The organism is Xanthobacter aminoxidans, from assembly GCF_023571765.1.
In the GTDB taxonomy this organism is placed as follows: Bacteria; Pseudomonadota; Alphaproteobacteria; order Rhizobiales; family Xanthobacteraceae; genus Xanthobacter; species Xanthobacter aminoxidans.
Genome location: NZ_JAMJXC010000004.1, coordinates 115260 through 137703 on the forward strand (window position 1 = coordinate 115260; position 22444 = coordinate 137703).

Annotated in this window: 18 protein-coding genes; 5 read left to right on the forward strand and 13 right to left on the reverse strand. The window is 68.1% G+C overall.

The features are described from left to right. Positions 1–203: 203 nt before the first annotated feature. The 3 genes from EJ105_RS08380 to EJ105_RS08390 all read left to right on the forward strand — a co-directional run bounded on the left by EJ105_RS08380 (position 204) and on the right by EJ105_RS08390 (position 4477). Positions 204–2411, forward strand: coding sequence for a TonB-dependent hemoglobin/transferrin/lactoferrin family receptor (locus EJ105_RS08380; protein WP_250165973.1), 2208 nt, complete (start codon positions 204–206; stop codon positions 2409–2411). A 41-nt stretch (positions 2412–2452) separates the two neighbouring features. After that, positions 2453–2788, forward strand: a complete 336-nt coding sequence (gene hmuQ, locus EJ105_RS08385) for a heme-degrading protein HmuQ (protein WP_250165974.1) — start codon at positions 2453–2455, stop codon at positions 2786–2788. A gap of 183 nt (positions 2789–2971) precedes the next feature. Next, a complete protein-coding gene (locus EJ105_RS08390) occupies positions 2972–4477 on the forward strand; it encodes a carboxypeptidase M32 (protein WP_250165975.1) in 1506 nt (501 codons plus the stop codon). Between the two features lie 66 nt (positions 4478–4543). On the opposite strand, the gene EJ105_RS08395 is transcribed toward EJ105_RS08390, so the two are convergent. The 3 genes from EJ105_RS08395 to EJ105_RS08405 form a co-directional block, all read right to left on the reverse strand. After that, the gene (locus tag EJ105_RS08395) at positions 4544–5782 is read right to left on the reverse strand and encodes a M23 family metallopeptidase (protein ID WP_250165976.1); all 1239 of its coding nucleotides are present in this window, start codon (positions 5780–5782) and stop codon (positions 4544–4546) included. Between the two features lie 155 nt (positions 5783–5937). Further along, complete coding sequence (locus EJ105_RS08400) at positions 5938–7212, reverse strand: alpha/beta hydrolase (protein WP_250165977.1); 1275 nt, start codon at positions 7210–7212, stop codon at positions 5938–5940. 101 nt (positions 7213–7313) lie between these two features. Next, entirely contained in the window at positions 7314–7973 is a 660-nt protein-coding gene (locus EJ105_RS08405; RefSeq protein ID WP_024279193.1) for a protein-L-isoaspartate(D-aspartate) O-methyltransferase, read from the reverse strand. Between the two features lie 143 nt (positions 7974–8116). Between EJ105_RS08405 and recG the strand changes: the two genes are divergently transcribed. After that, positions 8117–10210 carry an ATP-dependent DNA helicase RecG gene (gene recG / locus EJ105_RS08410; RefSeq protein WP_250165978.1) on the forward strand — a complete coding sequence of 698 codons (2094 nt, stop codon included), beginning with the start codon at positions 8117–8119 and terminating at the stop codon, positions 10208–10210. Between the two features lie 92 nt (positions 10211–10302). Next, entirely contained in the window at positions 10303–10692 is a 390-nt protein-coding gene (locus EJ105_RS08415) for a YbaN family protein (RefSeq protein WP_245279395.1), read from the forward strand. An 11-nt stretch (positions 10693–10703) separates the two neighbouring features. Here EJ105_RS08415 and EJ105_RS08420 read toward each other — a convergent pair whose 3' ends face one another. From EJ105_RS08420 to EJ105_RS08465, 10 genes are all read right to left on the reverse strand, one after another. Continuing rightward, complete coding sequence (locus tag EJ105_RS08420) at positions 10704–11882, reverse strand: GGDEF domain-containing protein (protein WP_250165979.1); 1179 nt, start codon at positions 11880–11882, stop codon at positions 10704–10706. A gap of 153 nt (positions 11883–12035) precedes the next feature. Beyond that, the gene (glmS, locus tag EJ105_RS08425; protein ID WP_029558375.1) at positions 12036–13859 is read right to left on the reverse strand and encodes a glutamine--fructose-6-phosphate transaminase (isomerizing); all 1824 of its coding nucleotides are present in this window, start codon (positions 13857–13859) and stop codon (positions 12036–12038) included. Positions 13860–14036: 177 nt separating this feature from the next. Further along, a complete protein-coding gene (gene glmU, locus EJ105_RS08430) occupies positions 14037–15386 on the reverse strand; it encodes a bifunctional UDP-N-acetylglucosamine diphosphorylase/glucosamine-1-phosphate N-acetyltransferase GlmU (protein WP_250165980.1) in 1350 nt (449 codons plus the stop codon). Positions 15387–15490: 104 nt separating this feature from the next. Further along, positions 15491–16069 carry a flavodoxin family protein gene (locus EJ105_RS08435; RefSeq protein ID WP_250165981.1) on the reverse strand — a complete coding sequence of 193 codons (579 nt, stop codon included), beginning with the start codon at positions 16067–16069 and terminating at the stop codon, positions 15491–15493. 122 nt (positions 16070–16191) lie between these two features. Further along, on the reverse strand, positions 16192–17328 hold the full coding sequence (gene era / locus EJ105_RS08440; protein ID WP_250165982.1) for a GTPase Era: 1137 nt from the start codon (positions 17326–17328) through the stop codon (positions 16192–16194). Further along, positions 17328–18065 (reverse strand): ribonuclease III, encoded by a 738-nt coding sequence (gene rnc, locus EJ105_RS08445; protein WP_051460874.1) that lies wholly within the window; start codon positions 18063–18065, stop codon positions 17328–17330. Before rnc ends, era begins: the two co-directional genes overlap by 1 nt. Further along, positions 18035–18787 carry a signal peptidase I gene (lepB, locus tag EJ105_RS08450; protein ID WP_029558371.1) on the reverse strand — a complete coding sequence of 251 codons (753 nt, stop codon included), beginning with the start codon at positions 18785–18787 and terminating at the stop codon, positions 18035–18037. Before lepB ends, rnc begins: the two co-directional genes overlap by 31 nt. A gap of 157 nt (positions 18788–18944) precedes the next feature. Then, positions 18945–19352 (reverse strand): holo-ACP synthase, encoded by a 408-nt coding sequence (acpS, locus tag EJ105_RS08455; protein WP_250165983.1) that lies wholly within the window; start codon positions 19350–19352, stop codon positions 18945–18947. After that, positions 19349–20119, reverse strand: coding sequence for a pyridoxine 5'-phosphate synthase (locus EJ105_RS08460; RefSeq protein ID WP_250165984.1), 771 nt, complete (start codon positions 20117–20119; stop codon positions 19349–19351). The genes acpS and EJ105_RS08460 overlap by 4 nt, the downstream gene beginning before the upstream one ends. A gap of 26 nt (positions 20120–20145) precedes the next feature. Further along, on the reverse strand, positions 20146–22356 hold the full coding sequence (locus EJ105_RS08465) for a RelA/SpoT family protein (RefSeq protein ID WP_024279205.1): 2211 nt from the start codon (positions 22354–22356) through the stop codon (positions 20146–20148). Positions 22357–22444 lie beyond the last annotated feature (88 nt).

Genomic DNA, 22444 nt, shown 5'->3' on the forward strand with positions numbered 1-22444 from the left:
ATTTCAGTTCATTGGCAAGTTGGATGTATTCTTCTTGACGCTTCCATGGCGCGACGGTAGCCAAATCGTGTCAGGCAAGACGCCTGCTCAGGACATCGCCCGCGCAGGAAATCGCCTGCTCAGGCAGCACGCCTGCGGCCCGCCACGTCCCCGGTCTCCGGATCGACGCCAGCCAGCCTCCGAACATCAGCCGGGAGAGGATTATGGCGGGAGAACCGCAGCGCATTGCCGTGTTCAAGGGCGAAGGGCATCGCCGCGGGAAAGAGGCGCTGCTCGCGGGCGTCGCGCTCTGCGCCGTCCTCATGGCCACGCCCTTACGCGCCCAGAGCGCACCTGAGGCCGGCGCGACCGACGACACGACGACCATCTCTCTCGACACCATCACGGTGGCCGCCAGCTTCACGGAAGAGCGCGCCATCGATGCGCTGGCCGCCATCAGCGTGGTGCGCCCGGACGATCTCGAACAGCTGATGCCGTCGCGGACGCAGGACGTCTTCTTCGGAATGCCGGGCACCACCGTCATCCAGAACGGCAATTCCACGCAGGCCTCCATCAACATCCGCGGCATGGAGGACTACGGCCGCGTCGCGGTGTTCGTCGACGGCGCGCGGCAGAACTTCACCCAGCTCGGCCACGGCACCGGCGCCGGCTCCTTCTTCCTTGAGCCGGGGCTGCTGGCGGACGTGGACGTGGTGCGCGGCCCAGTGGCCAACATCTACGGCTCCGGCGCCATCGGCGGCGTGGTGACCTTCCGCACCAAGGACGCCAACGACATCATCAGGCCCGGCCAGACCTGGGGCGTGGAATCCGGCGGGGAATTCGGCTCCAACGGGCCGATGGGCTACGCCGCCCTGTTCGCGGCGGCGAAGGTGAACCCGAACATCGACCTGTTCTTCGGCGGTACCTACCGCTCGCAGGGCGACTATACGGACGGCAACGGCAACGAGGTGCCCGGCACCGGCTCGGATATCTGGACCGGCATCGCCAAGCTCACCTTCCGGCCGGCCGACCACCATGAGGTGAAGATCACCGGCCTCAACTATGATGCCGACTACACCACCTACAACGCCGCGCTGGTGAACAACGACATCCCCGCCGGCTCCACCCAGTACGGCACCACCGTTCTCAACCAGACCCTGACGGCGAGCTGGAACTACACCAACCCCGACGACAACATTTTCGACTGGCGCAGCCAGATCTACTGGAACCGGGTGAAGCAGAGCCAGCTGAAGGTGGCGGGCACGCCCAGCTCCATCACCGGCTCCATCGGCGACCCCCGCTATTTCACCATCGACACGCTGGGATTCGACCTCAACAACACCTCGCGCTTCACCTTCGCCGACATCCGCAACGCCATCACCATCGGCGGCGACTATTTCTACGACGACGTGGACAATATCGACAATTACGGCTTCGGCGACGGCTACAACCCGTCCGGCGAGCGGGGAGTGGGTGGTGCCTTCATCCAGTGGAAGGCCAATTATTCGACCTGGTTCGAGGCCATCGGCGCGCTGCGCTACGACACCTATAATCTCAGCGGAGACGGCGTTTCTACCAGCGGCGACCATCTCTCGCCCAAGATCACGGTGGGCCTCACGCCCTGGCAGTGGGTGACGCTCTATGGCACCTTCGCGGAAGGCTATCGCGCGCCGGCCGTCACCGAGACGCTGGTGAACGGCGCGCACCCGCCGAACATTCCGCTGGTCTTCTGCCCGGATGGCAGCTTCGGCGTGTTCTGCTTCGTGCCGAACCCGTATCTCCGGCCGGAAATCGGCAAGAACAAGGAAATCGGCCTGAACTTGCGGTTCGACGACATCTTCACCAAGGGGGACAAGTTCCGCGCCAAGGCCAACGTCTACCAGAACGACGTGGAGGACTATATCGAGCTGGTGGGCTACGACCGGACGCCGTTCGGCAGCTTCGCCAACTACCAGTATCAGAACATCGCCAACGCCCGCCTGCGCGGCTTCGAGTTCGAGAGCAATTACGACGCCGGCCTCTGGTTCGCGGGCTTCAATGCCACCGTGTCCGAGGGCGAGAACACCAACAACGGCCAGCCCCTCGCCAACGTGATGCCCAACAACATCGCCGCGACGCTGGGCGCCCGCTTCTTCGAGAACAAGCTCACCGTCTCGGTGCGCTGGCAGTGGGTGGCGGCGAAGACCGCGGCCGACCTGCCGGCCGATTCCCCCTACGCGGCGACGCCGAGCTTCAACCTCGTGAACGTCTATCTCGGCTACCAGCCGGACCCGAACGTGCTCGCCCAGCTCTCCGTTGAGAACCTCTTCAACGAGCAGTACGTTCAGTACCAGCAGTTCCTGCCGAGCGCCGGCATCACCGCGAAGGCCGGCCTCAAGTTCAAGATCGGCGCCGAGACCATCGCGGCGGCGACGCCCTACCCGGTCAAATAGGCGGCCGGCTACCTTTCCCATTGCCCATACGGAGTGACGAGATGTTCATTGCCACCAACAGGTTCAAGGTGAAGCACGGGTCCGAGGCCGAGTTCGAGCGGGTCTGGCGGGAGCGCGACACCTACATCGCCAGCGTCCCCGGCTTCGTCGCCTTCGATCTGTGCCGCGGGGCGGAGAAGGAGGAATACACCCTCTACATCTCCCACACCGTGTGGGGCTCCAAGGCCGATTTCGAGGCCTGGACCAAGTCGGAGGCCTTCCGCCTCGCCCACCGCGACGCGGGTGCGTCATCCAACCGCGTGAACTATATCGGCGGTCCGGAGTTTGAAGGATTTGAGTCGGTGCTCTCGCTCACCCCCGGCGAGAAGGCGGCCTGAGGGCCCACCGACCCAAACCACGGTGTTACCTCCAGCCCGGCCGGACCCAATGTCCGCGCCGGGCTTTTCTTTGCGACCCGCGCCGCAGGCCCCGCCCTTTCCATGCCCGCTCCGCTTGGCTACCGTCTTGGCCCTTTTCCCGGCCCTTGAATTCTCCGGCCCCAGAGCCAACAGGATCGCGCCATGACGGCCTATTCCGACCTCGCCGCCCATTTCGACCGTGCCGCGGCGCTCGCCAACGGCATCGGCATCCTCCAGTGGGACAGCGACACCATGATGCCCAAGGGGGCGGCCTCCACCCGCGCGGAGAGCCTCGCCTTCTTGCGCGTGCTCCACCACAACATGGCGACCGACCCGCGCATCGGCGACTGGATCGCCAATGCGGAGAATGAGGATCTGGGCCCGTGGGAGCGCGCCAACGTGCGCGAGATCACCCGCAGCTTCACGGTCGACACCGCCGTGCCCGCCGACCTCGTGGAAGCCTCCAGCCGCGCCTCCTCCCGCTGCGAGATGGCCTGGCGCAAGGCGCGTGCGGACGCGGACTTCCCCGCCCTCCTGCCCTATCTGGAGGAGGTGCTGCGGCTCCAGCGCGAGATCGGCCGGGTGAAAGGCGAGAAGCTCGGCCTCTCCCCCTATGATGCCCTCCTGAACGGCTACGAGCCCGGCGGCCGCTCGGCCCGCATCGACGCGCTGTTTGACGACCTCGCCCAGTTCCTGCCCGGCTTCACCGAGGAAGTGCTGGAAATCCAGGCCCGCCGCCCGGCGACGTCCCCGCTCGAAGGCCCCTTCGCCGTGGAGGCGCAGCGTGCGCTTGGGCTGGAGATGATGAAGGTGGTCGGCTTCGATTTCGAGCGCGGCCGGCTCGATGTCTCCACCCATCCCTTCTGCGGTGGCGCCGACAACGACGTGCGCATCACCACCCGCTACGACGAGAGCGACTTCTCCCGCGCCCTCATGGGCGTGCTGCACGAGACCGGCCATGCGCTCTATGAGCAGGGTCGCCCGCAGGATTTCATCCACCAGCCGGTGGGGCAGGCCCGCTCCATGAGCATCCATGAGAGCCAGTCTCTGCTCATGGAGATGCAGGCCTGCCGCAGCCGGGAATTCCTCACCTTCGCCGCCCCGCGCATGCGCGCCGCCTTCAAAGGCTCCGGCCCGGCCTGGGAGGCGGATGCATTGTGGCGGCTCTACACCAAGGTGGAGCGCGGCTTCATCCGGGTGGATGCGGACGAGGTGACCTATCCCGCCCACGTCATCCTGCGCTACCGGCTGGAAAAGGCGCTGATCGGTGGAGATATGAAGCTCGCCGACCTACCCGGGGCCTGGGCCGAGGGCATGAAGTCCCTCCTCGGCGTGACGCCGCCCGACGATCGTCTGGGCTGCCTCCAGGACATTCACTGGCCGGGCGGCGGCTGGGGCTATTTCCCCACCTACACGCTGGGCGCGATGACCGCCGCGCAGCTGTTCGACGCCGCCTGCCGCGCCGATCCCGGCATCCTGCCCGGCATCGCCAAGGGGGATTTCGCGCCCCTGCTGGCGTGGTTGCGCGTCAACGTCCACGGCCAGGCCTCGCTGCTGGAGACGGACGAGCTTCTCACCCGCGCCACCGGCCAGCCGCTCGATGCCTCCGTGTTCAAGGCCCACCTGCGCCGCCGCTATGGCGGCGAGATGGAGCATCCGGCGGCCTGATCGACCGTCCCAACGCAAAACGGCCGGGCAGATGCCCGGCCGTTTTCGTTTGAGATGAAGTTGCTATCAGAGACCGGCGACGTAGCGGCTCGGATCGACGGGCGTCGACCCCTTGCGGATCTCGAAGTGCAGCTGGGGCGAGGAGACGTTGCCGCTCTGGCCGGCCTTGGCAACGATCTGGCCGCGCCGCACGGTATCGCCGCGCTTCACCGTCAGCTCGCTGTTGTTGGCATAGGCCGTCACGTAGCCGTCCGCGTGCTTGATGAGCACGAGGTTGCCGTACCCCTTCAGCTCGTTGCCGGCATAGGCGACGGTGCCGTCCTCGGCAGCGCGCACCGCAGTGCCTTCGGGGACGGCGAAGTTCACGCCGTCATTGTGGGCACCGCCGGGCTTGGGACCGTAGGAGGCGATGACGCGGCCGCGCACCGGGGCGCGGAACTGGGGACCGGAGCCACCGGCGCGCGGGGCGTCGTCGGCATCGATCACCGGCGACACCTTCGCGGCGGTCTCGACCTTGGGCTCGGGTGCGGCCGACTTGGACACAGCCGCAGTCGGCGCGGAACCGGCGGGCTTGGCCGCAGCGGTCTGGGTGGGCTTCGCAGCGGGGGCGGCAGCCGGTGCCGGAGCCGGCGTGGCGGCGATCGTCGCGGGCTTGGCCGAGCCGGGAACCTGCAGCGTGCTGGCGACCGGAGCCGCCGCGGCAAGCTGCGGCGGCTTGGCGGCAGCGGTGGACTGGGCAGCAGCCTGCGCGGCCTTCGCCTGCGACGCGCCATTGCCGCCGGGCGGGATGATGAGCGTCTGGCCCGTGCGGACGGTGCCTCCGGCGGGAATGTTGTTGGCGATGGTCAGCGAGGCCACCGAGACGTTGTACATGCGCGAGATGGACCCGAGGGTCTCGCCGGCCACCACCACATGGGTCCCGGCAGCCGGGCCGCGGGCGGCCGGAGCCGCAGCGGGCGTCGCCGCCGCATAGCCGGGCGCTCCGTACAGCGGCTGACCGCCACCGGTTGAGGCATAGGATGAGGCCGGGTAGCCGGGCGCAGCCGCCTGACCCGGCGGCGGGGCCGGCATGGCCTCCACCCGACCGGAGCCCAGCGAGCCGGTGACGTCCCCGTTGCCGGCGGGCGGATAGCCGCCCGGATGCCCCTGGTAGCCCGCGACGGGCGCCCCGGCCGGTGGCTGGGGCGAGTCGGCGGCGAAGCGGATCGTATCCGAACTACAGCCTGCAACCGTTCCGGACACGAGCCCGATCAGTGCCAGCCGCGCGAAGACGTTACGCCCGTGAGTCCCGCAGGAAGTACGCATGTGACCGAACTCGCACGCAAACATTACGGCCCGCAGTTAAGGGTCCCATGCGTAAACGGCGGCTTAAATGACGTATCTTCGGCATGGTGCTGCCGAACTTTCGACTCCCACGTGACAAACCTGCAACAGGTCGGCGACCCCGACCTGCCGTTTCGTCAGTTTCCCTTGGGGAGGGCGACCACGCTGGCGCCGCTCTCGGCGGTGTCCGACACCGAGCGGCCCAGCTGGTTCACATGCTGGTTGTAGTGGGAGCGGGTGTTCTCATCCACCACGGCGACGGGCGCGGCGATGACGAGGCCGGCGGCGGTGCCGACGGTCGCGGCGGCGTCGGAGGTCGCCTTGATGATGTGCTCGCCGACGCCGACGCGGGAGTCGGTCATGGTCTGCCCCTCCGCAAGGCGGGCGCCGATGGCCTGCACCACCTTCGGGCTGGCGGCGAACTTGCCGTGGGCGAGGGGATCGTTGGTCCTGAGCTTGGTCAGGTCCACCACATTGATGTTGTTCTTCTCGAACTCGGTGCGGAACGGCTCCTGCTCCGGATCCACCGCGCCGACACGGGGGACGTCACCCCACACCCGGCGGGAGACGGCCAACGCCTTGTCGTCCTGCGAGACGAACAGGGTGAAGGCCGGGCGCTGGCTTGTCTTGCCGATCTCGTTGAAGAAGGTGGAGAAGACGTCCACGTCCACGTCCGGCGCCGCCAGCATCACATACTTGATCTTGGGCAGGATGCGGCCGTTGCGGATCGCCATCTGCCGCAGGGCTTCCAGCGTCACGACGTTGCCCATGGAATGGGCAAGGATGGAAATCTCACCCACGTTCGGGTCCTTGGCCATGAAGGTCAGCAGCCGCTCAAGGGAATCCCTGGAGAAGGACGTGCTTTCGCGGTCATAGCCGTAGGCGAGCAGGCTGCCGCGCGAGGGCCAGGTGAACAGCACCGGCGTCACCGGCGCCTCGGAATCGTGGATGATCTGGGCGAAGCGGAACACCGCGTCGTCGAAGCGCTGGTTGTAGCCGTGCACGAACACAAGTGCCTGCCGGCCGGGCGTGCGGCTGATGCGGTTATGGAACCACACGGTCGCCTGATCCTGCGTCAGGTCGACGAGCTTGGTGGTGACGAAGTCCGTCGCCGGGTTGCCCGGAATGCTCCGCGGCCACTGCACGTCGCCGATCTTGCGGGCGCCGTCGGGCGGTATGGAAACCTCGATCTCGGCATAGCTCGGCGTGCGGGCGCGCTCGCCGTTGAAGATGTCCGGGCCATCGGACCGCTCGCGGACGGTGGCGACCACCATGTCCACGCGGGACGTGCCGGGGATCGTATCGGGCACGGGAATGAGCGCGCCATCGGGGCGCCCGGCGCAGCCTGAAAGCAGGCCGATCAGCAGCGCACACGCCAGTAACTGCCGCCCGCGGCCGGAAACGCCCTTCAATTCTCGATCCCCCGGAACGCAACTGTCGATCCCGATAGCCGAGGGATCGAGCCCCCGCAACGGGCTTCGGCACCAGGGTACGGTGAAAGCGATGCTTTCGCTCAGAGTGTGGCCGCGGCGCCCGGAACGAGCGGTACAAAGCGCACCTTCATCAGGTCGGTGCGGCTGCGGCCCGACTGCTCCTTGACGATGCGGACGAGCGTCTGCACCTCCTCCGGCGCGCCGAGGGGCGCGACGATGACACCGCCGAGCTTGAGCTGATCCATCAGCGCCGGGGGGATGTCGGGTGCCGCGGCGGTGACGAGGATGCGGTCGAACGGCGCGCGGGCCGGCATGCCGTTCATGCCGTCGCCCACATAGGCGGTGACGTTGCGCAGGCCGAGCACCTCGAAGCGCGTCTGCGCCTCGCTGACGAGGGAGCGATAGCGGTCCACCGTCACCACGCGGGCGGCGAGATGGGAGAGCACTGCGGCCTGATAGCCGGAGCCGGTGCCCACCTCCAACACGGTCTGGTCTGCCGTGACGCCGAGCGCTTCCGTCATGGCGGCGACGAGGCTCGGCTGCGACATGGTCTGGCCGCAGGCGATGGGCAGCGCCACGTCGTCATAGGCGTGGCGGCGCATCATGGGATCCACGAACAGCGGCCGCGGCACCAGCTCGATGGCGCGCAGCACCGCGAGATCCCTGATCCCACGCTGACGCAGCCGGAGGATGAAGGCCGCACGTTCCGCCTGCTCGCCGTCGCCCTCGCCGGTACTCATCCCGGTGTCCATCTCCGCCTAACTGTTGAAACCTATAGCAGATTGCCGCCGATCTCCAGCCGGTGCCTTTCCACCATCTTCCCATCCGGCGCGCGCCGCCCCGGCTTGCGCCGCAACGGCCGATCGGACACCCTCGCGCCGCCATGCGCCCCGACGTCCTGTCCCCCCTCTTCGCTACCCTCGACAGCCTCTCCGGCATCGGCCCCAAGCTGATGAAGCCGTATGCGCGCCTGCTGGGCCGGGACATGCCGCGGGTGATCGACCTGCTGTTCCACATGCCGTCCGGCTTCGTGGACCGCCGCGCCCGCCCCCTTCTCTCGGAGGCCATTCCCGAGACCGACGTGACGGTGGAAGTGACGGTGGACGCCCACCAGCCGCCCCCGCCCGGTAGCCGGGCGCCGCACCGCACCTATGTGTCCGATGCCAGCGGCGATATGGTGGTGGTGCATTTCAAGATCGAGCCCGCGCGCATCGAGCGGATGCTGCCCGTGGGATCGAAGCGCTGGTTGTGCGGCCGCATCTCCATCTATGACGGGATGCGGCAGATGACCCACCCGGACCGCATCCTCGATACCGCCGGGGTCGAGCGGCTGCCTGCGGTGGAGCAGGTCTATCCGCTGGTGGAGGGCCTCGCCTCCGGGCATCTGCGCCGGGCTATCGAGGCGGCGCTCCAGCGCGTGCCCGAGCTGCCCGAATGGATTCCGGACGAATTTCGCGCGGCGCGGGGCTGGCCCTCCTTCCGCGAGGCGCTGATGCGCCTGCACAAGCCGGCCTCCCCCCACGAGGCGACGCCGGCCGGCGGACCCTGGCGCCGGCTCGCCTTCGACGAGTTGCTGGCCCACCAGCTCACCCTCGCCCTCGTCCGGGCGCAGGAGGAGAAGGCCGGCGGGCGCGCCACCATCGGGGATGGACACATCTCGGCGCGGCTCGCCGCCGCCCTGCCCTTCCAGCTCACCGGCGCGCAGGAGCAGGCCATCGCCGCCATTCGCGCGGACTTGGCCGCCGAAACGCGAATGCTACGGCTGCTCCAGGGCGACGTGGGCTCCGGCAAGACGGTGGTCGCCCTGATGGCCGCCGCCACGGTGGCCGAGGCTGGGCGGCAGACCGCGCTGATGGCGCCCACCGAGATCCTCGCCCGCCAGCATCACGAGACCATCGCGCCGCTGGCCGCCGCGGCGGGGCTCTCCACGGCCATCCTCACCGGCCGGGAGAAGGGGCGGGCCCGCGAGGCCGTGCTCACGGAGCTGGCCTTCGGCCGCACCGATCTGGTGGTGGGCACCCATGCGCTCATCCAGGACGACGTGATCTTCCGCGACCTCGCCCTCGCCGTGGTGGACGAGCAGCATCGCTTCGGCGTCGAGCAGCGCCTGACGCTGGCCCGCAAGGGAGAGGCGGTGGACATGCTGGTGATGACGGCGACCCCCATCCCGCGCACCCTCGTCCTCACCCTGTTCGGCGATATGGAATCCAGCGAGCTGCGAGAGAAGCCGCCGGGGCGGCAGGCCATCGACACCCGCGCCTTGCCCCTCGACCGGCTGGACGAGGTGGTGGCGGGCGTCGGGCGCGCACTCGCCTCGGGCGCGCGGGCCTACTGGATCTGCCCGCTGGTGGAAGAGACCGACACCTCCGACCTCGCCGCCGCCACAGAGCGCTACGAGACGCTGCAGGCCGTCTTCGGCGCATCGGTGGGGCTGGTGCACGGGCGCATGTCCGGCGCCGCCAAGGACGACGCCATGGCCCGCTTCGCCCGCGGGGAGACGCGGCTGCTCGTCGCCACCACGGTGATCGAGGTGGGCGTGAACGTGCCGGAGGCGACCGTCATGGTCATCGAGCATGCCGAGCGCTTCGGCCTCGCCCAGTTGCACCAGTTGCGTGGGCGGGTGGGGCGCGGCGACAAGCCATCGGTGTGCCTGCTGCTCTACCGTCACCCGCTGGGCGAGACGGCGAAGGCCCGCTTGGCCATCCTGCGGGAGAGCCAGGACGGGTTCCGCCTCGCCGAGGAGGATCTGCGGCTGCGCGGCGAGGGTGATGTACTGGGCACGCGGCAAAGTGGCCTGCCCGGCTTCCGCCTCGCCCGCATGGAATGGCACGGCGGCGAGGTGGAGGCCGCCCGCAACGCGGCGGCGGCGCAGGTGCGGGCCGATCCCGACCTTGTCGCCCCCGGCGCGCGGGTGCTGCACACGCTGCTGCACCTGCAGGAACGGGATGCGGCCGTACGCTTGCTCTCCGCCGGATGAGGCGCCATGGTCCCGCGATGGCCGCCGACGACGATGCATCCGCCCCTCCTCCGCCTGCCCCTATGGCGCAGAGGGAGCTGACGCAGAGTGAGATGCTGGCCGCAGGGCGCTGGAGCCGCGACGCCATCTATCGCAAGCTGCTGTTCGCGGCGGGGTTCGTCTTCCTGGTCATCGGCGCCATCGGCATGGTGGTGCCCATGCTGCCGGGCACGGTCTTCCTGATCCTCGCCGCCTGGTGCTTCACCCGCTCGTCGCCGAAGTTCGAGGCGTGGCTCCTCAATCACCGCTGGCTCGGCCCCGGCGTGGTGCGCTGGCGCGAGACCGGGGCCATCCCGCCCCTGGTGAAGCTGTTCGCGCTGGCAAGCTTCGTCGGCACCTTCACCGGCAGCTGGTATCTCGGCGCGCCGACCTTCGTGCTCGCGTTCCTCGGCGTGCTGTTCATCCTGCTGGCAATCTTCATCGCGACCCGGCCGAACCGGTAGCGCGAGGTCCCTCAACGACGCAGGGGCACCACGTTGTCGGGCAGGAATTCCTCTTCCGCGCAGCAGACCCGATTGCGGCCCGACCGCTTCGCCTCGTACAGGGCGGCATCCGCCCGCTCGAACGTCGCCGGGAGCGGCTCGACCCGCGAAGCCAGCGCGACGCCGATGCTGACGGTGAAGGGCGGCACGTCCGTCTCCTCATGGCCGATGATGGCGAGGCGCACAGATTCCGCCTGCAGCCGCGCCATCTCGGGCGAGGCGCGCTCCAGCAGGATGGCGAACTCCTCGCCCCCCACCCGGCCGATGAGCGCCGACTGCGGCAGCGTGTGCTGCAGCATGCCGCCGAAACCGCGGATGGTCTGGTCGCCCACGCCGTGGCCGAACGTGTCGTTGATGGCCTTGAAGTGGTCGATATCGATGAGCAGCAGCGCGAATGGCGCCGCCCCGGCCTGCCTGTGCACCAGATCTGAAGCGCGCTGCTCGAACCCGCGGCGGTTCAGGAGGCCGGACAGAGCGTCCGTATCCGCCACCTCCTGCGTCTCCCGCACCAGTTCCAGCACGGAGATCACCAGAATCAGGAATCCCGTCGCCACCATCAGGAGGCCGGTGCTGACCTGGGCCACCACCGCGAACGGCGTGTCCATGTAGTTGATCTGGTGCGGCCCGGTATGCAGGCTGATGGCCAGCGCGGCCTTGAGCGGCACGTGCATGCACAGTAGCGCGAACAGGCCGGCGAGCAGGAGATCACGCAGCCGGCGCGGGCTGTCCCGCAGAACCACCCAGCAGCTCGCTGCCGTCGCGACCACGAACGGCAGTTGATAGCTGACCACCCGGACGAACATGTTCACGGTCAGTTGCAGCGCCAGCGCGGCGCTGAGCACCGTCACGACGCCAAGGACCGCGACCAGCCCAAACGGGATGGGCTTGCGGTAGAGCACGGCCAGCCCCGGCACCATCAGGATGAGGCACGTCGCGAAGGACAGGTAGATCACCGGCGCGAACAGGACGATCCAGCCGGTGTAAGACTGCGCCAGCATCGCCAGCGGCGTGATGACGATAGCGCCGAAGCTGGCGGCGAACCAGAGCGGCGCCGTGTAGCCGCGATGAAGCAGCGCCAACGCGAGATAGCTCGCGGCGAACAGAGCCGCCACCACGGCATTCATGAAGATAGGGAACGTCGCAGCAGGCATTGACCGGCGTCCGCACCCAGGCTCGAGCGTTGATTGTGTCGGAAAATGAAGGACCCGAATCGATATCGGCGCAACAGATTTCAAGGGGCACGGGTGGATTGTGCCACCCGCGCCGGACCAGGCAACCGTCGTCGACTATTCCACCGTGACGGACTATTCCACCGTGACGGACTTGGCGAGGTTGCGCGGCTGGTCCACATCCGTGCCCATGATGACCGCCGTATGGTAGGCGATCAGCTGGACCGGGATGGAATAGACCATCGGGCACACGGTCGCCGGCATCTCCGGCAGGATCAGCTTCTGCACCGCATTCACGGGCGCCGCCTCGGCCCCCTTGGGGTCGGTGACGAGGATGATCTTGCCGCCGCGCGCCGCCACCTCCTCCATGTTGGAGACGGTCTTGTCGAAGATGCGGTCGTGGGGGGCGATCACCACCACCGGCATCTTCTCGTCGATGAGGGCGATGGGGCCGTGCTTCAGCTCGCCGCCGGCATAGCCCTCGGCGTGGATATAGGAGATTTCCTTGAGCTTCAGCGCCCCTTCCAGCGACAGCGGATAGTTCGTTCCGCGGCCGAGATAGAGCACGTCCCGGGCCTTCGCGAGGGTGCGGGCCAGCACCTCGATCTCCGGCGAGAGCTTCAGCGCCTCCGTCATCAGGCGCGGCACTTCCATGAAGGCGCGCACCAGCTTGTGCTCGTCATCCGCCGACAGCACGCCCTTGGCGCGGCCGAACGCGACGGACAGGCAGGCGAGCGTCGCCAGTTGGCAGGTGAACGCCTTGGTGGAGGCGACGCCGATTTCGGGGCCGGCGAGAATGGGCAACACCACGTCCGCCTCGCGGGCGATGGTGGAGGTGGGCACGTTCACCACGGCCACCACCTTCTGCCCGCACTCCTTGGCGTAGCGCAGGGAGGCCAGCGTGTCCGCCGTCTCGCCCGACTGGGAGATGACGATGGTGACGCCGCCCGGCGCCAGCGGCGTCTCGCGGTAGCGGAACTCGGATGCGATGTCGGTGGAGACCGGCACGCGGCCGAAACGCTCCAGCCAGTATTCCGCCACTGCGCCGGCATAGAGCGCGGTGCCGCAGGCGGTGATGGAGATGTGTTGCACCTCCTTCGGGTCGAACGGCAGCTCGGGCAGGCAGACGGTCTCGGTGTCGAGATCGAGATAATGGCCGAAGGTGTGGGAGATGACCTCGGGCTGCTCGTAGATCTCCTTCGCCATGAAGTGGCGATGGTTGCCCTTGTCCACGAGCAGGGCGCCGGCCGGCACCTTCTGCACCGCGCGCTCCACGATGCGCCCCGTCTCGTCGCGGATTTCCGCGCCCTCGCGGGTGAGCACCGCCCAGTCGCCCTCTTCCAGATAGGCGATGCGATCGGTGAACGGGCCAAGAGCGATGGCGTCCGAGCCGAGGAACATCTCGCCATTGCCGTAGCCGATGGCGAGGGGAGAGCCGCGGCGGGCGGCGATCAGAAGGTCGGTCTTGCCGTCGAACAGGAAGCCGAGGGCGAAGGCGCCCTTGAGGCGCGGCAGCACGGCTGCCACCGCCGCCACCGGCTCCTTGCCGGAGAGCAGTTCGCGGTCCACCAGCTGGGCGACGACCTCGGTGTCCGTGTCGCTCCTGAAGGTGACGCCGGCAGCCTTCAGCTCTTCCTTCAGCTCGCGGAAATTCTCGATGATGCCGTTGTGGACCACCGCGACGCGCTTGGTGCCGTGGGGATGGGCATTGCGCTCGGAGGGCTTGCCGTGGGTCGCCCAGCGGGTGTGTCCGATGCCGGCGTGGCCCTTGAGCGGGTGCTTGTCGAGCTTGGTCTCGAGATTGCGCAGCTTGCCTTCGGCGCGGCAGATCTCGAGGTGCCCGTTCTCCAGTGTCGCGATGCCGGCGGAATCATAGCCGCGGTATTCCAGGCGCCGGAGGGATTCGACCACCTTGTCCGCGACGGCGCTCTTCCCCAGAATGCCGACGATCCCGCACATGCGATCTAGCTCCGATGTTGGCGGCGCCCCGGTTGGGCCCGGCTGAGTGTCGCGCCCAAGGTGCACTGCAAAAACTGAATGGACCGTTCCTAACCCGCAAGTCCTACCTCGCAAGTCCTACCCCCCACGGGGCCGGAGCCGGAATCACATCGCCTTTCCGTTGGTGTCAGGCGAAGGCTACTTCTTCTTCGCGTCGGCCCGGGCGGCGCGGAAATCCCTCGCCCAGCCGTCCTTCACCACCTGCCGGCTGCGGGCGATGGCGAGGGCATCCTCCGGCACATCCGAGGTGATGACGGCGCCGGTGCCCACATAGGCCCCCGCCCCGATCGTCACCGGAGCCACCAGCGCCGAATTGACGCCGATGAAGGCACCCGCGCCGATCTCGGTGCGATACTTCGAGAAACCGTCGTAATTGCAGGTGATGGTGCCAGCGCCGAGATTGGCATTGGCGCCCACATGGGCGTCGCCCACGTAGGAGAGGTGGTTCACCTTGGCGCCGCTCTCGATATGGGCGGCCTTGGTCTCCACGAAATTGCCGATGCGCACGCCCTCATCCAGCCGCGTGCCCGGCCTCAGCCGCGCATAGGGACCGATGGAGACGCCGGGCGCGAGCTGCGCGCCTTCGAGGTGGCAGAAGGCGTGGATCACCACGTCGTCACCGACGCTCACGCCCGGCCCAAACACCACGTTGGGCTCCACGATCACGTCGCGGCCGAGCACCGTGTCGGCGGAGAAGAACACCGTCTCCGGCGCGATCAGCGTGGCGCCCTCGGCCATGGCGGCGAGCCGCAGGCGCTTTTGCAGAATGGCTTCGGCCTCGGCGAGCTGGATGCGGCTGTTGACGCCGGCCACCTCGTCCACGTCCGCCTTCGCGGCGACCGCGGAGCGCCCGTCAGCGCGGGCGATCTCCACGGCGTCGGTGAGATAATATTCGCCCTTGGAATTGGCGTTGCCGATCCGGTAGAGGATGGAGAGCGCATCCTTGCCCGAGAGCGCCATCAGCCCGGCATTGCAGAAGCGAACCGCCTTCTCGGCGGCGGTCGCGTCCTTCTCCTCGCGGATGGCGACGAGTTCGTCGCCGGAGGTGACGAGGCGGCCGTAGCCGGTGGGGTCTTCCGGCTCGAAGCCGAGCGCGGCGACGGCGGCGCCCTCGGCCAGCGGGGCACGCAGGCGGGCGAGGGTTTCGGGACGCACCAGCGGGGTGTCGGCATAGAGCACGAGCACGTCGTCGGCGCCCTGTTCCAGCGCGGCGCGGGCGGCGAGCACGGCGTGGGCGGTGCCGAGCCGCTCGGTCTGCACGAACACCTGCGCGTCCGGCACGATGCGCGTCGCCTCGGCGGCGACATCCTCGCGGCCGGGACCGACCACAACGGCGGTGCGGGTGGCGCCGGCGGCACGGGTCGCCGCCAGCACGTGATGGAGCATGGTGCGGCCGGCGACCTTGTGGAGCACCTTGGGGAGGCGCGACTTCATGCGCGTCCCCTCCCCTGCGGCGAGCACCACCACAAGCAGGCTCCGGTCACTCATCGCGATTCCTCCGCGGCGCTAACGTTCCGCCCCCATTACCCCGCCGCCGCAGCAAGCGGAAGCGGGGAGGACGCGAGACGCAGGCGCGCCGCAGATGGCGATTTTCAGGCGCCGCGGGTCCAGCGCACGGTCGCCTCGGCAACGCGGCGGCCGAGATGGGCGGCGGTGCGGCGGTCGGTGGCGGGCGGCACCACGTCCGGGCCTTCATCGATGTTGGACTGGGCATAGGCGCCGGCGAAGCCGCCGAGGCGGTTCAGGTCGTCCAGCGAGCCCTTGGAATTGTTGTTGCCGGGATGGAGGCCGAGGCCCACCCAGACCATGCCGTGCTGCTGCGACAGGCCGAACATCGCGTGGATGCCCTGGTGCTTGTCACCGTTCTGCGCGCCGGAATTGACGAAGCCGGCGGCCAGCTTGTCCTTCCACTTCATCTCGAACCAGCGCTTTGAGGACTTCTCGGCGAACGCCTGGAAGGCGGCGGAGACGTTGCCCATGTAGATGGGCGCGCCGAAGATGATGGCGGCGGCGCCGTCCAGCACGTCCCACTTCTCGTCCACTTCGTCCACGGAGACGAGGACGCCCTCGACCGCATCGACTTCCTTGATGCCGGCAAGCACGGATTCAGCCACCGCCTTGGTGTGGCCGTAGCCCGAGTGATACACGATCGCGACGACTGGCTTCGACATGACACGTCTCCCCGTTGGGTTCGCCACCGGTTATGCCGTGCACGAATGCCTACATCCAGCCGTAAGATCGCAATCCAGCCTTGCGCTTTCGCAAACGCACGACGGCGTGCTCAGCCGCACGTTCAGCCGCCTTTGGGGAACTCCAGCCCCATCTCGCGATAGCGCTCGGGATCATCAGCCCAGCTCTCGCGCACCTTCACGAACAGGAAGAGATGCACGGGCTGCTCGATGATCTCGGAGATCTCCTTCCGGGATTCGGACGAGATCGTCTTGATGGTGTTGCCGCCCTTGCCGAGCACGATCTTCCGCTGGCTTTCGCGCTCCACGAAGATCGTCTGCTCAATGCGGACGGAGCCGTTGCGCAATTCCTTCCAGCTCTCGGTTTCCACCGTGGAGCGGTAGGGCAGTTCGTCGTGCAGGCGCAGGAACATCTTCTCGCGGGTGATCTCGGCCGCGAGCATGCGCATAGGCGCATCCGAAACCTGATCCTCGGGATAGAGCCAGGGGCCTTCCGGCACCGTCTCGGCGAACCAGCGGCGGACATCATTCACGCCGTCGCCGGTGAGCGCGGAGACCATGAATACCCGGTCGAACGGCGCCCGCTCGGTGATCGCGGCGGCGAGCGCCAGCAGGCTGTCGCGGCGGATCAGGTCGATCTTGTTGAGGATGAGCGCGCGCGGCTTGCGGATGTCCTTCAGCTGGCCGAGCAGCGCCTCGATATCCTCGTCAAGGCCGCGGTTGGCGTCCACCAGCAGCGCGATCACGTCGGCGTCGGCGGCATGGGTCCAGGCGCTCGACACCATCGCCCGCTCCAGCCGGCGCTTGGGCGCGAAGATGCCGGGTGTGTCCACCAGCACCACCTGCGCCGCGCCGTCCAGCGCGATACCGCGCACGATGGAGCGCGTCGTCTGCACCTTGTGCGAGACGATGGACACCTTGGTGCCCACCAGCGCATTGGTCAGCGTGGACTTGCCGGCATTGGGCGCGCCGAGCAAAGCGACGAAGCCGCAGCGGGTCGGACCTTGGAGCGGCGCTAGAGGGGCGCGCTCGGCGCGATCCAGCTCATCGTCGAAATCGTCGTCCTCGTCGTCCTCCGGAAGATCGTCGTCCGGAAGATCATCGGAGAGTTCATCCTCCGCGATATCGTCTTCGACGACATCCTCGTGCGGCGCGGCGGCGGCGAGGGCCTCCTCTTCCGCAACGGCAGGATGTTGATCCGGGGCGGCCGTGTCGGCGCCCGCCTTCTTCCTCGGTGCCATCAGGCCTCGTCCTTCTCCCAAACGCCCTCACGGACGAGGAAAGCGGCGGCAGCCGCCTTCTGTGCATTCTGCTTGGAGGCGCCATCCGCCTGCGCCGAAGCCAGGCCGGGCAGGTCCACCGCCACGGTGAAACGGGGCGCGTGGTCCGGGCCGGAGCGCATCACCTCGCGATAGACGGGCGGCGGCAGGCCACGGGCCTGGGCCCATTCCTGCAGCACGGTCTTGGCATCGCGCAGCGGCCGGCGCGGGGCCTCCAGCCGCGGACGCCAGAACCGCTCCACCAGCGCGTGGGCCGCCTCATACCCGCCGTCGAGGAACACCGCCGCCACAACACCCTCGGCCACATCGGCGAGGATGGCGCGGCGCTTGTGCGCGCCGGACTGGCTTTCCCCGGGGCCGAGGCGGATGAACGGGCCGAGGTCCATGTCCTCGGCGACCTCCGCGCAGGCTTCCTCGCGCACCAGCTCGGCGAGCCGGCGCGACAATTCCCCCTCCTCGCCTTCCGGGAAGGCGAGATAGAGCATGTGCGACACCACCGAGCCGAGCACGTGGTCGCCCAGGAATTCCACCCGCTGGTAGGAGCGCAGGCGCGGCGCCTCGCCCTTGACGGCACTGATGTGGGACAGGGCCAGCTCAAGCATCGAGCGATCGCGGAAGCGGTAGCCGATCCGCTCCTCGAGATGGGCGAGATCCTGCCCCGCCCCGTTCAATGCACCCGTGTGAACAGCCGATCCCATCGCACCGTCCAAGGCCATGTCCAAACCTGCCACGCAGAAGCGCCCTCGTCGATCGAGAAGAAGATCAGCTGCGCCTTGCCGATGAGATTCTCGAACGGAACATAACCCACCTGGCTCAGCACACGGCTGTCGGCGGAATTGTCCCGGTTGTCGCCCATCATGAAGAAGTGCCCGAGCGGCACTTCATAGACGGGCGTGTTGTCGTAGAAGCCGTTGTCCACCAGGTCCAGCGTCTCGTAGGAAACGCCGTTCGGCAGCGTCTCGCGCCAGCGCTTCACCGGCACCTTGCGGCCGGAGCCGTCGTCCTCGCTCACGTCCGACAGGCGCTCGCGCTGCACCGGCACGCCGTTGATGTGCAGGAGGCCGTTGATCATCTGGATCTTGTCGCCGGGCATGCCGACCACGCGCTTGATGTAGTCGGTCTCGTTGTCCTTGGGCAGCTTGAACACCACCACGTCGCCGCGCGTCGGCTCGGACCCGAAGATGCGGCCGGAGAACAGGTTCGGCGAGAAGGGAATCGAGAAGTGGGAATAGCCGTAGCTGTACTTGGAGACGAACAAATAGTCGCCGATCAGCAGCGTGTCCTTCATCGACCCGGAGGGGATGTTGAACGGCTGGAAGAGGAAGGTCCGGATCACCAGCGCGATCAGCAGCGCGTGGACAATCACCCGGACGGTTTCGAGAAAGCCGCCGTCCTTCTTGGAATCGCTGGTCGCGGTCATCGGGTGTCCAAGGTTTCCCAAATGAGGCGCAGGGTACGACAAACTGCGCCGAAACTGAGGAGATACCGGCAGATGCGCGCCGGTCTCGACAGGCAAGACCGCCCCTATAGAGGCTTCGCGGCCTCCCGGCAACGCACGCCCTCGACCTCCTCCAGCGTCAGGCGCCGGAGCGGGGCACCGCCGAGATGATGACATAGGCGGCCGTCAGCGGACCCTCGTCGGTGAGGGAGAGGTGGATGTGCGGCTCATACCCCTGCGGCACCATCTGCGCGAGCCGCAGCGCTGCCCCGCCCGTGAGAACCAGCGTCGGCCGGCCGGACGGCAGGTTGACGACTCCCATGTCGCGCCAGAACACGCCTCCGCTCAGCCCGGTGCCGAGCGCCTTGGCGCAGGCCTCCTTGGCCGCGAAGCGCTTGGCATAGGTCTCCGCCCTCAGCTTCCGCCGATCCGCCTTCGCCCGCTCGATAGGCGTGAAGACGCGGTTTAGGAACCGGTCGCCGAACCGCTCGATGGATTTGGCGATGCGGCGCGCGTCCGAGAAGTCGGAGCCGATGCCGAGGATCATGCCGCCTCGCCCGCTGCGGCCGCCCGCCCGGCGGCGATGGCCGCCCGCATGGTGTGGATGGCTGCCTCCAGCCCGACGAAGATGGCCTCGCCGATCAGGAAATGGCCGATGTTCAGCTCCACGATCTCGGGAAAGGTCGCGATGCGCTCAGCCGTGGCGTAATCGAGCCCGTGGCCGGCATGGACTTCCAGCCCCAGCGCATTGGCCTGCCGCGCGCCGGCCTTGAGGCGCGCGAACTCGGCTTCCGCCTCGGCCGTGCGGCCTTCAGCAACCGCGTCGCACCATCCCCCCGTGTGCAGTTCCACGATGTCGGCGCCGAGCGCGGCCGCCGCGGCGATCTGCCTCTCCTCAGCCGCGATGAAGAGCGAGACGCGGATGCCCGCCGCCTTCAGCCGGGCGATGCGCGGGCCGAGTTCGGTCGCAAGCCCCGCCGCATCGAGCCCGCCCTCGGTGGTGCGCTCTTCCCGCCGCTCGGGCACGAGGCAGCAGGCATTGGGGCGGACCGAGACGGCGATGCCCACCATCTCCTCGGTGGCGGCCATCTCGAAATTGAGCGGCAGGTCGATCTCGGCCTTCAGCCGCGTCATGTCCGCATCGCGGATATGGCGCCGGTCCTCGCGCAGATGGGCGGTGATTCCATCCGCCCCCGCAGCGGCGGCGAGGAGGGCGGCGCGCACCGGATCCGGCAGCAGGCCGCCCCGCGCGTTGCGCACGGTCGCCACGTGGTCGACGTTCACCCCGAGCCGCACCGGCTTCAGCACCGCCATTTCGCTTGCTCCCGTCCGCGCCGGCCTCAGCCGTTCACGCGCTCCACCTGCGAGACCACCTCGCGGGCCTTGAGATCGGCGATGATGGCGTTGAGGTGCCTGAGGTCGAACACCTCCACGTCGATCACCATCTCGTGGAAATCCGCCGAGCGGGCATGCATCTGCAGCCCGTCGATATTGCCGCCCCGGTCGCCGATGGCACCGGCGATCTGCGCCAGCGAGCCGGGTTCGTTGCGGGCGGTGACGATGATGCGGGCGGGGAAGCGCCCGTCGGACAGCTCGTCCACGTCCCACCGCACATCCAGCCAGCGTTCGGGCGCATCCTCGAACCCCTGCAGCGACGCCGACTGGATGGGATAGATGGTGATGCCCTCGCCGGGCGTGAGGATGCCGACGATACGATCCCCGGGCACGGCGCCGCCATCCGGCGCGAAGCGCACGGGCAGGTCGCCGTTGATGCCGCGGATGGGAATGGCGTCAAGCCGTTCCGACGTGGCGCCCTCGGGGATCTTGAACTTGAGGTTGTGGCCGCGCTTCAGCTCGAACCAGCCTTCGCCGCTGGCGGCGCGCTCCGCCCGCTCCTCGGGTCGGGGCGGCACCCAGTCGGGATAGACGGCGCGGATCACGTCGTCGGTCTTGATCTCGCCCCGGCCGATGGCGGCGAACACATCCTCCGCCGATGCGCGGGCGAGCCGGGGCGTGGCCTTGGCCACCCCATCCTCGGTGAAGGGCTTGCCGACGCGGGTGAAGGCGCGTTCGGTGATCTTGCGGCCGAGGCCGGCATATTGCGCGCGCACAGCGGCACGGGTGGCTCGGCGCACGGCGGCGCGGGCCTTGCCGGTGACGGCGATGGTCTCCCACGCGCCCGGCGGGGTCTGCGCCTTGGAGGTGATGATCTCCACCTCGTCGCCGTTCTTCAGCTCCGACACCAGCGGCGCGATGGTGCCGTTGATCTTGCAACCCACGGCAGTATTGCCCACGTCGGTATGCACGGCATAGGCGAAATCGATGGGCGTCGCCTTGCGCGGCAAAGCGATGAGTCGCCCCTTGGGCGTGAAGCAGAACACCTGATCGTGGAACAGCTCGAGCTTGGTGTGCTCCAGGAATTCCTCGGGCGAGAGCCCCTGCGACAGGTTCTCGATGGTCTTGCGCAGCCAAGCATAGGCGCGGCTTTCGTGGGAGAGCATCTCCCCCGGCGCGCCCGAGGCGTCCTTGTAGAGGGCATGGGCGGCGATGCCGTATTCGGCGATCTCCTCCATGTCCTTGGTGCGGATCTGCATCTCGACGCGCTGGCGGCGCGGGCCCACCACCGTCGTGTGCAGCGAGCGGTAGTCGTTGGGCTTGGGGGTGGAGATGTAGTCCTTGAAGCGGCCCGGCACGATGGCCCACTTGGTGTGGACAACGCCCAGCGCCCGGTAGCAGTCCTCCACCGAGGAGACGAGCACGCGGAAGCCGTACAGGTCCGACAATTGCTCGAAGCCGATGGCCTTGCGCTCCATCTTGCCCCAGATGGAAAACGGCCGCTTCTCCCGCCCCTTGACCTCGGCGACGATGCCGCGCCGCTCAAGTTCGTCCTTCAGCTCCCGCTCGATCTCCTGCACCACCGGGCCGTTGAACTGCCTCAGCTCGGAGACGCGGGTGGTGATGCTCTCATAGGCTTCCGGGGAGAGCTGGCGGAAGGCGAGATCCTCCAGCTCCTCGCGCATGTCCTGCATGCCCATGCGGGCGGCGAGCGGCGCGTAGATGTCCAGCGTTTCCTGCGCCACCCGGTCCCGCTTCTCCGGCGGCACCCATTTCAGGGTGCGCATGTTGTGGAGGCGGTCGGCGAGCTTGACGAGGAGCACCCGCACGTCGTCGGCAATGGCGAGCAGCAGCTTCCTGAGATTCTCGGCCTGCTTCGCCTGCTTGGAGACGAGGTCGAGCTTCTTGATCTTGGTCAGCCCCTCCACCAGCGTCGCGATCTGGTGGCCGAACAGCCGCTCGATCTCCGCCTTGGTGGCGCTGGTGTCCTCGATGGTGTCGTGCAGCAGGGCCGAGACGATGGTGGCATCGTCCAGCTTGAGATCGGTGAGGATCGCCGCGACTTCGAGCGGGTGGGAGAAATAGGGATCGCCGGACGCACGCAGCTGACTGCCGTGCGCCCTCATGGCGTAGACATAGGCGCGGTCGAGCAGCGCCTCGTCGGTGTTGGGATTATACCGTCGAACGCGCTCGACGAGTTCGTATTGGCGCATCATGGCCGGAACGATCCGTCGCAGCACGGCGGAGCAGGCTCAGCGCGCCCGCCCCATCCTTGTTGAACCGTAGATATCATGCGGAGGGGCG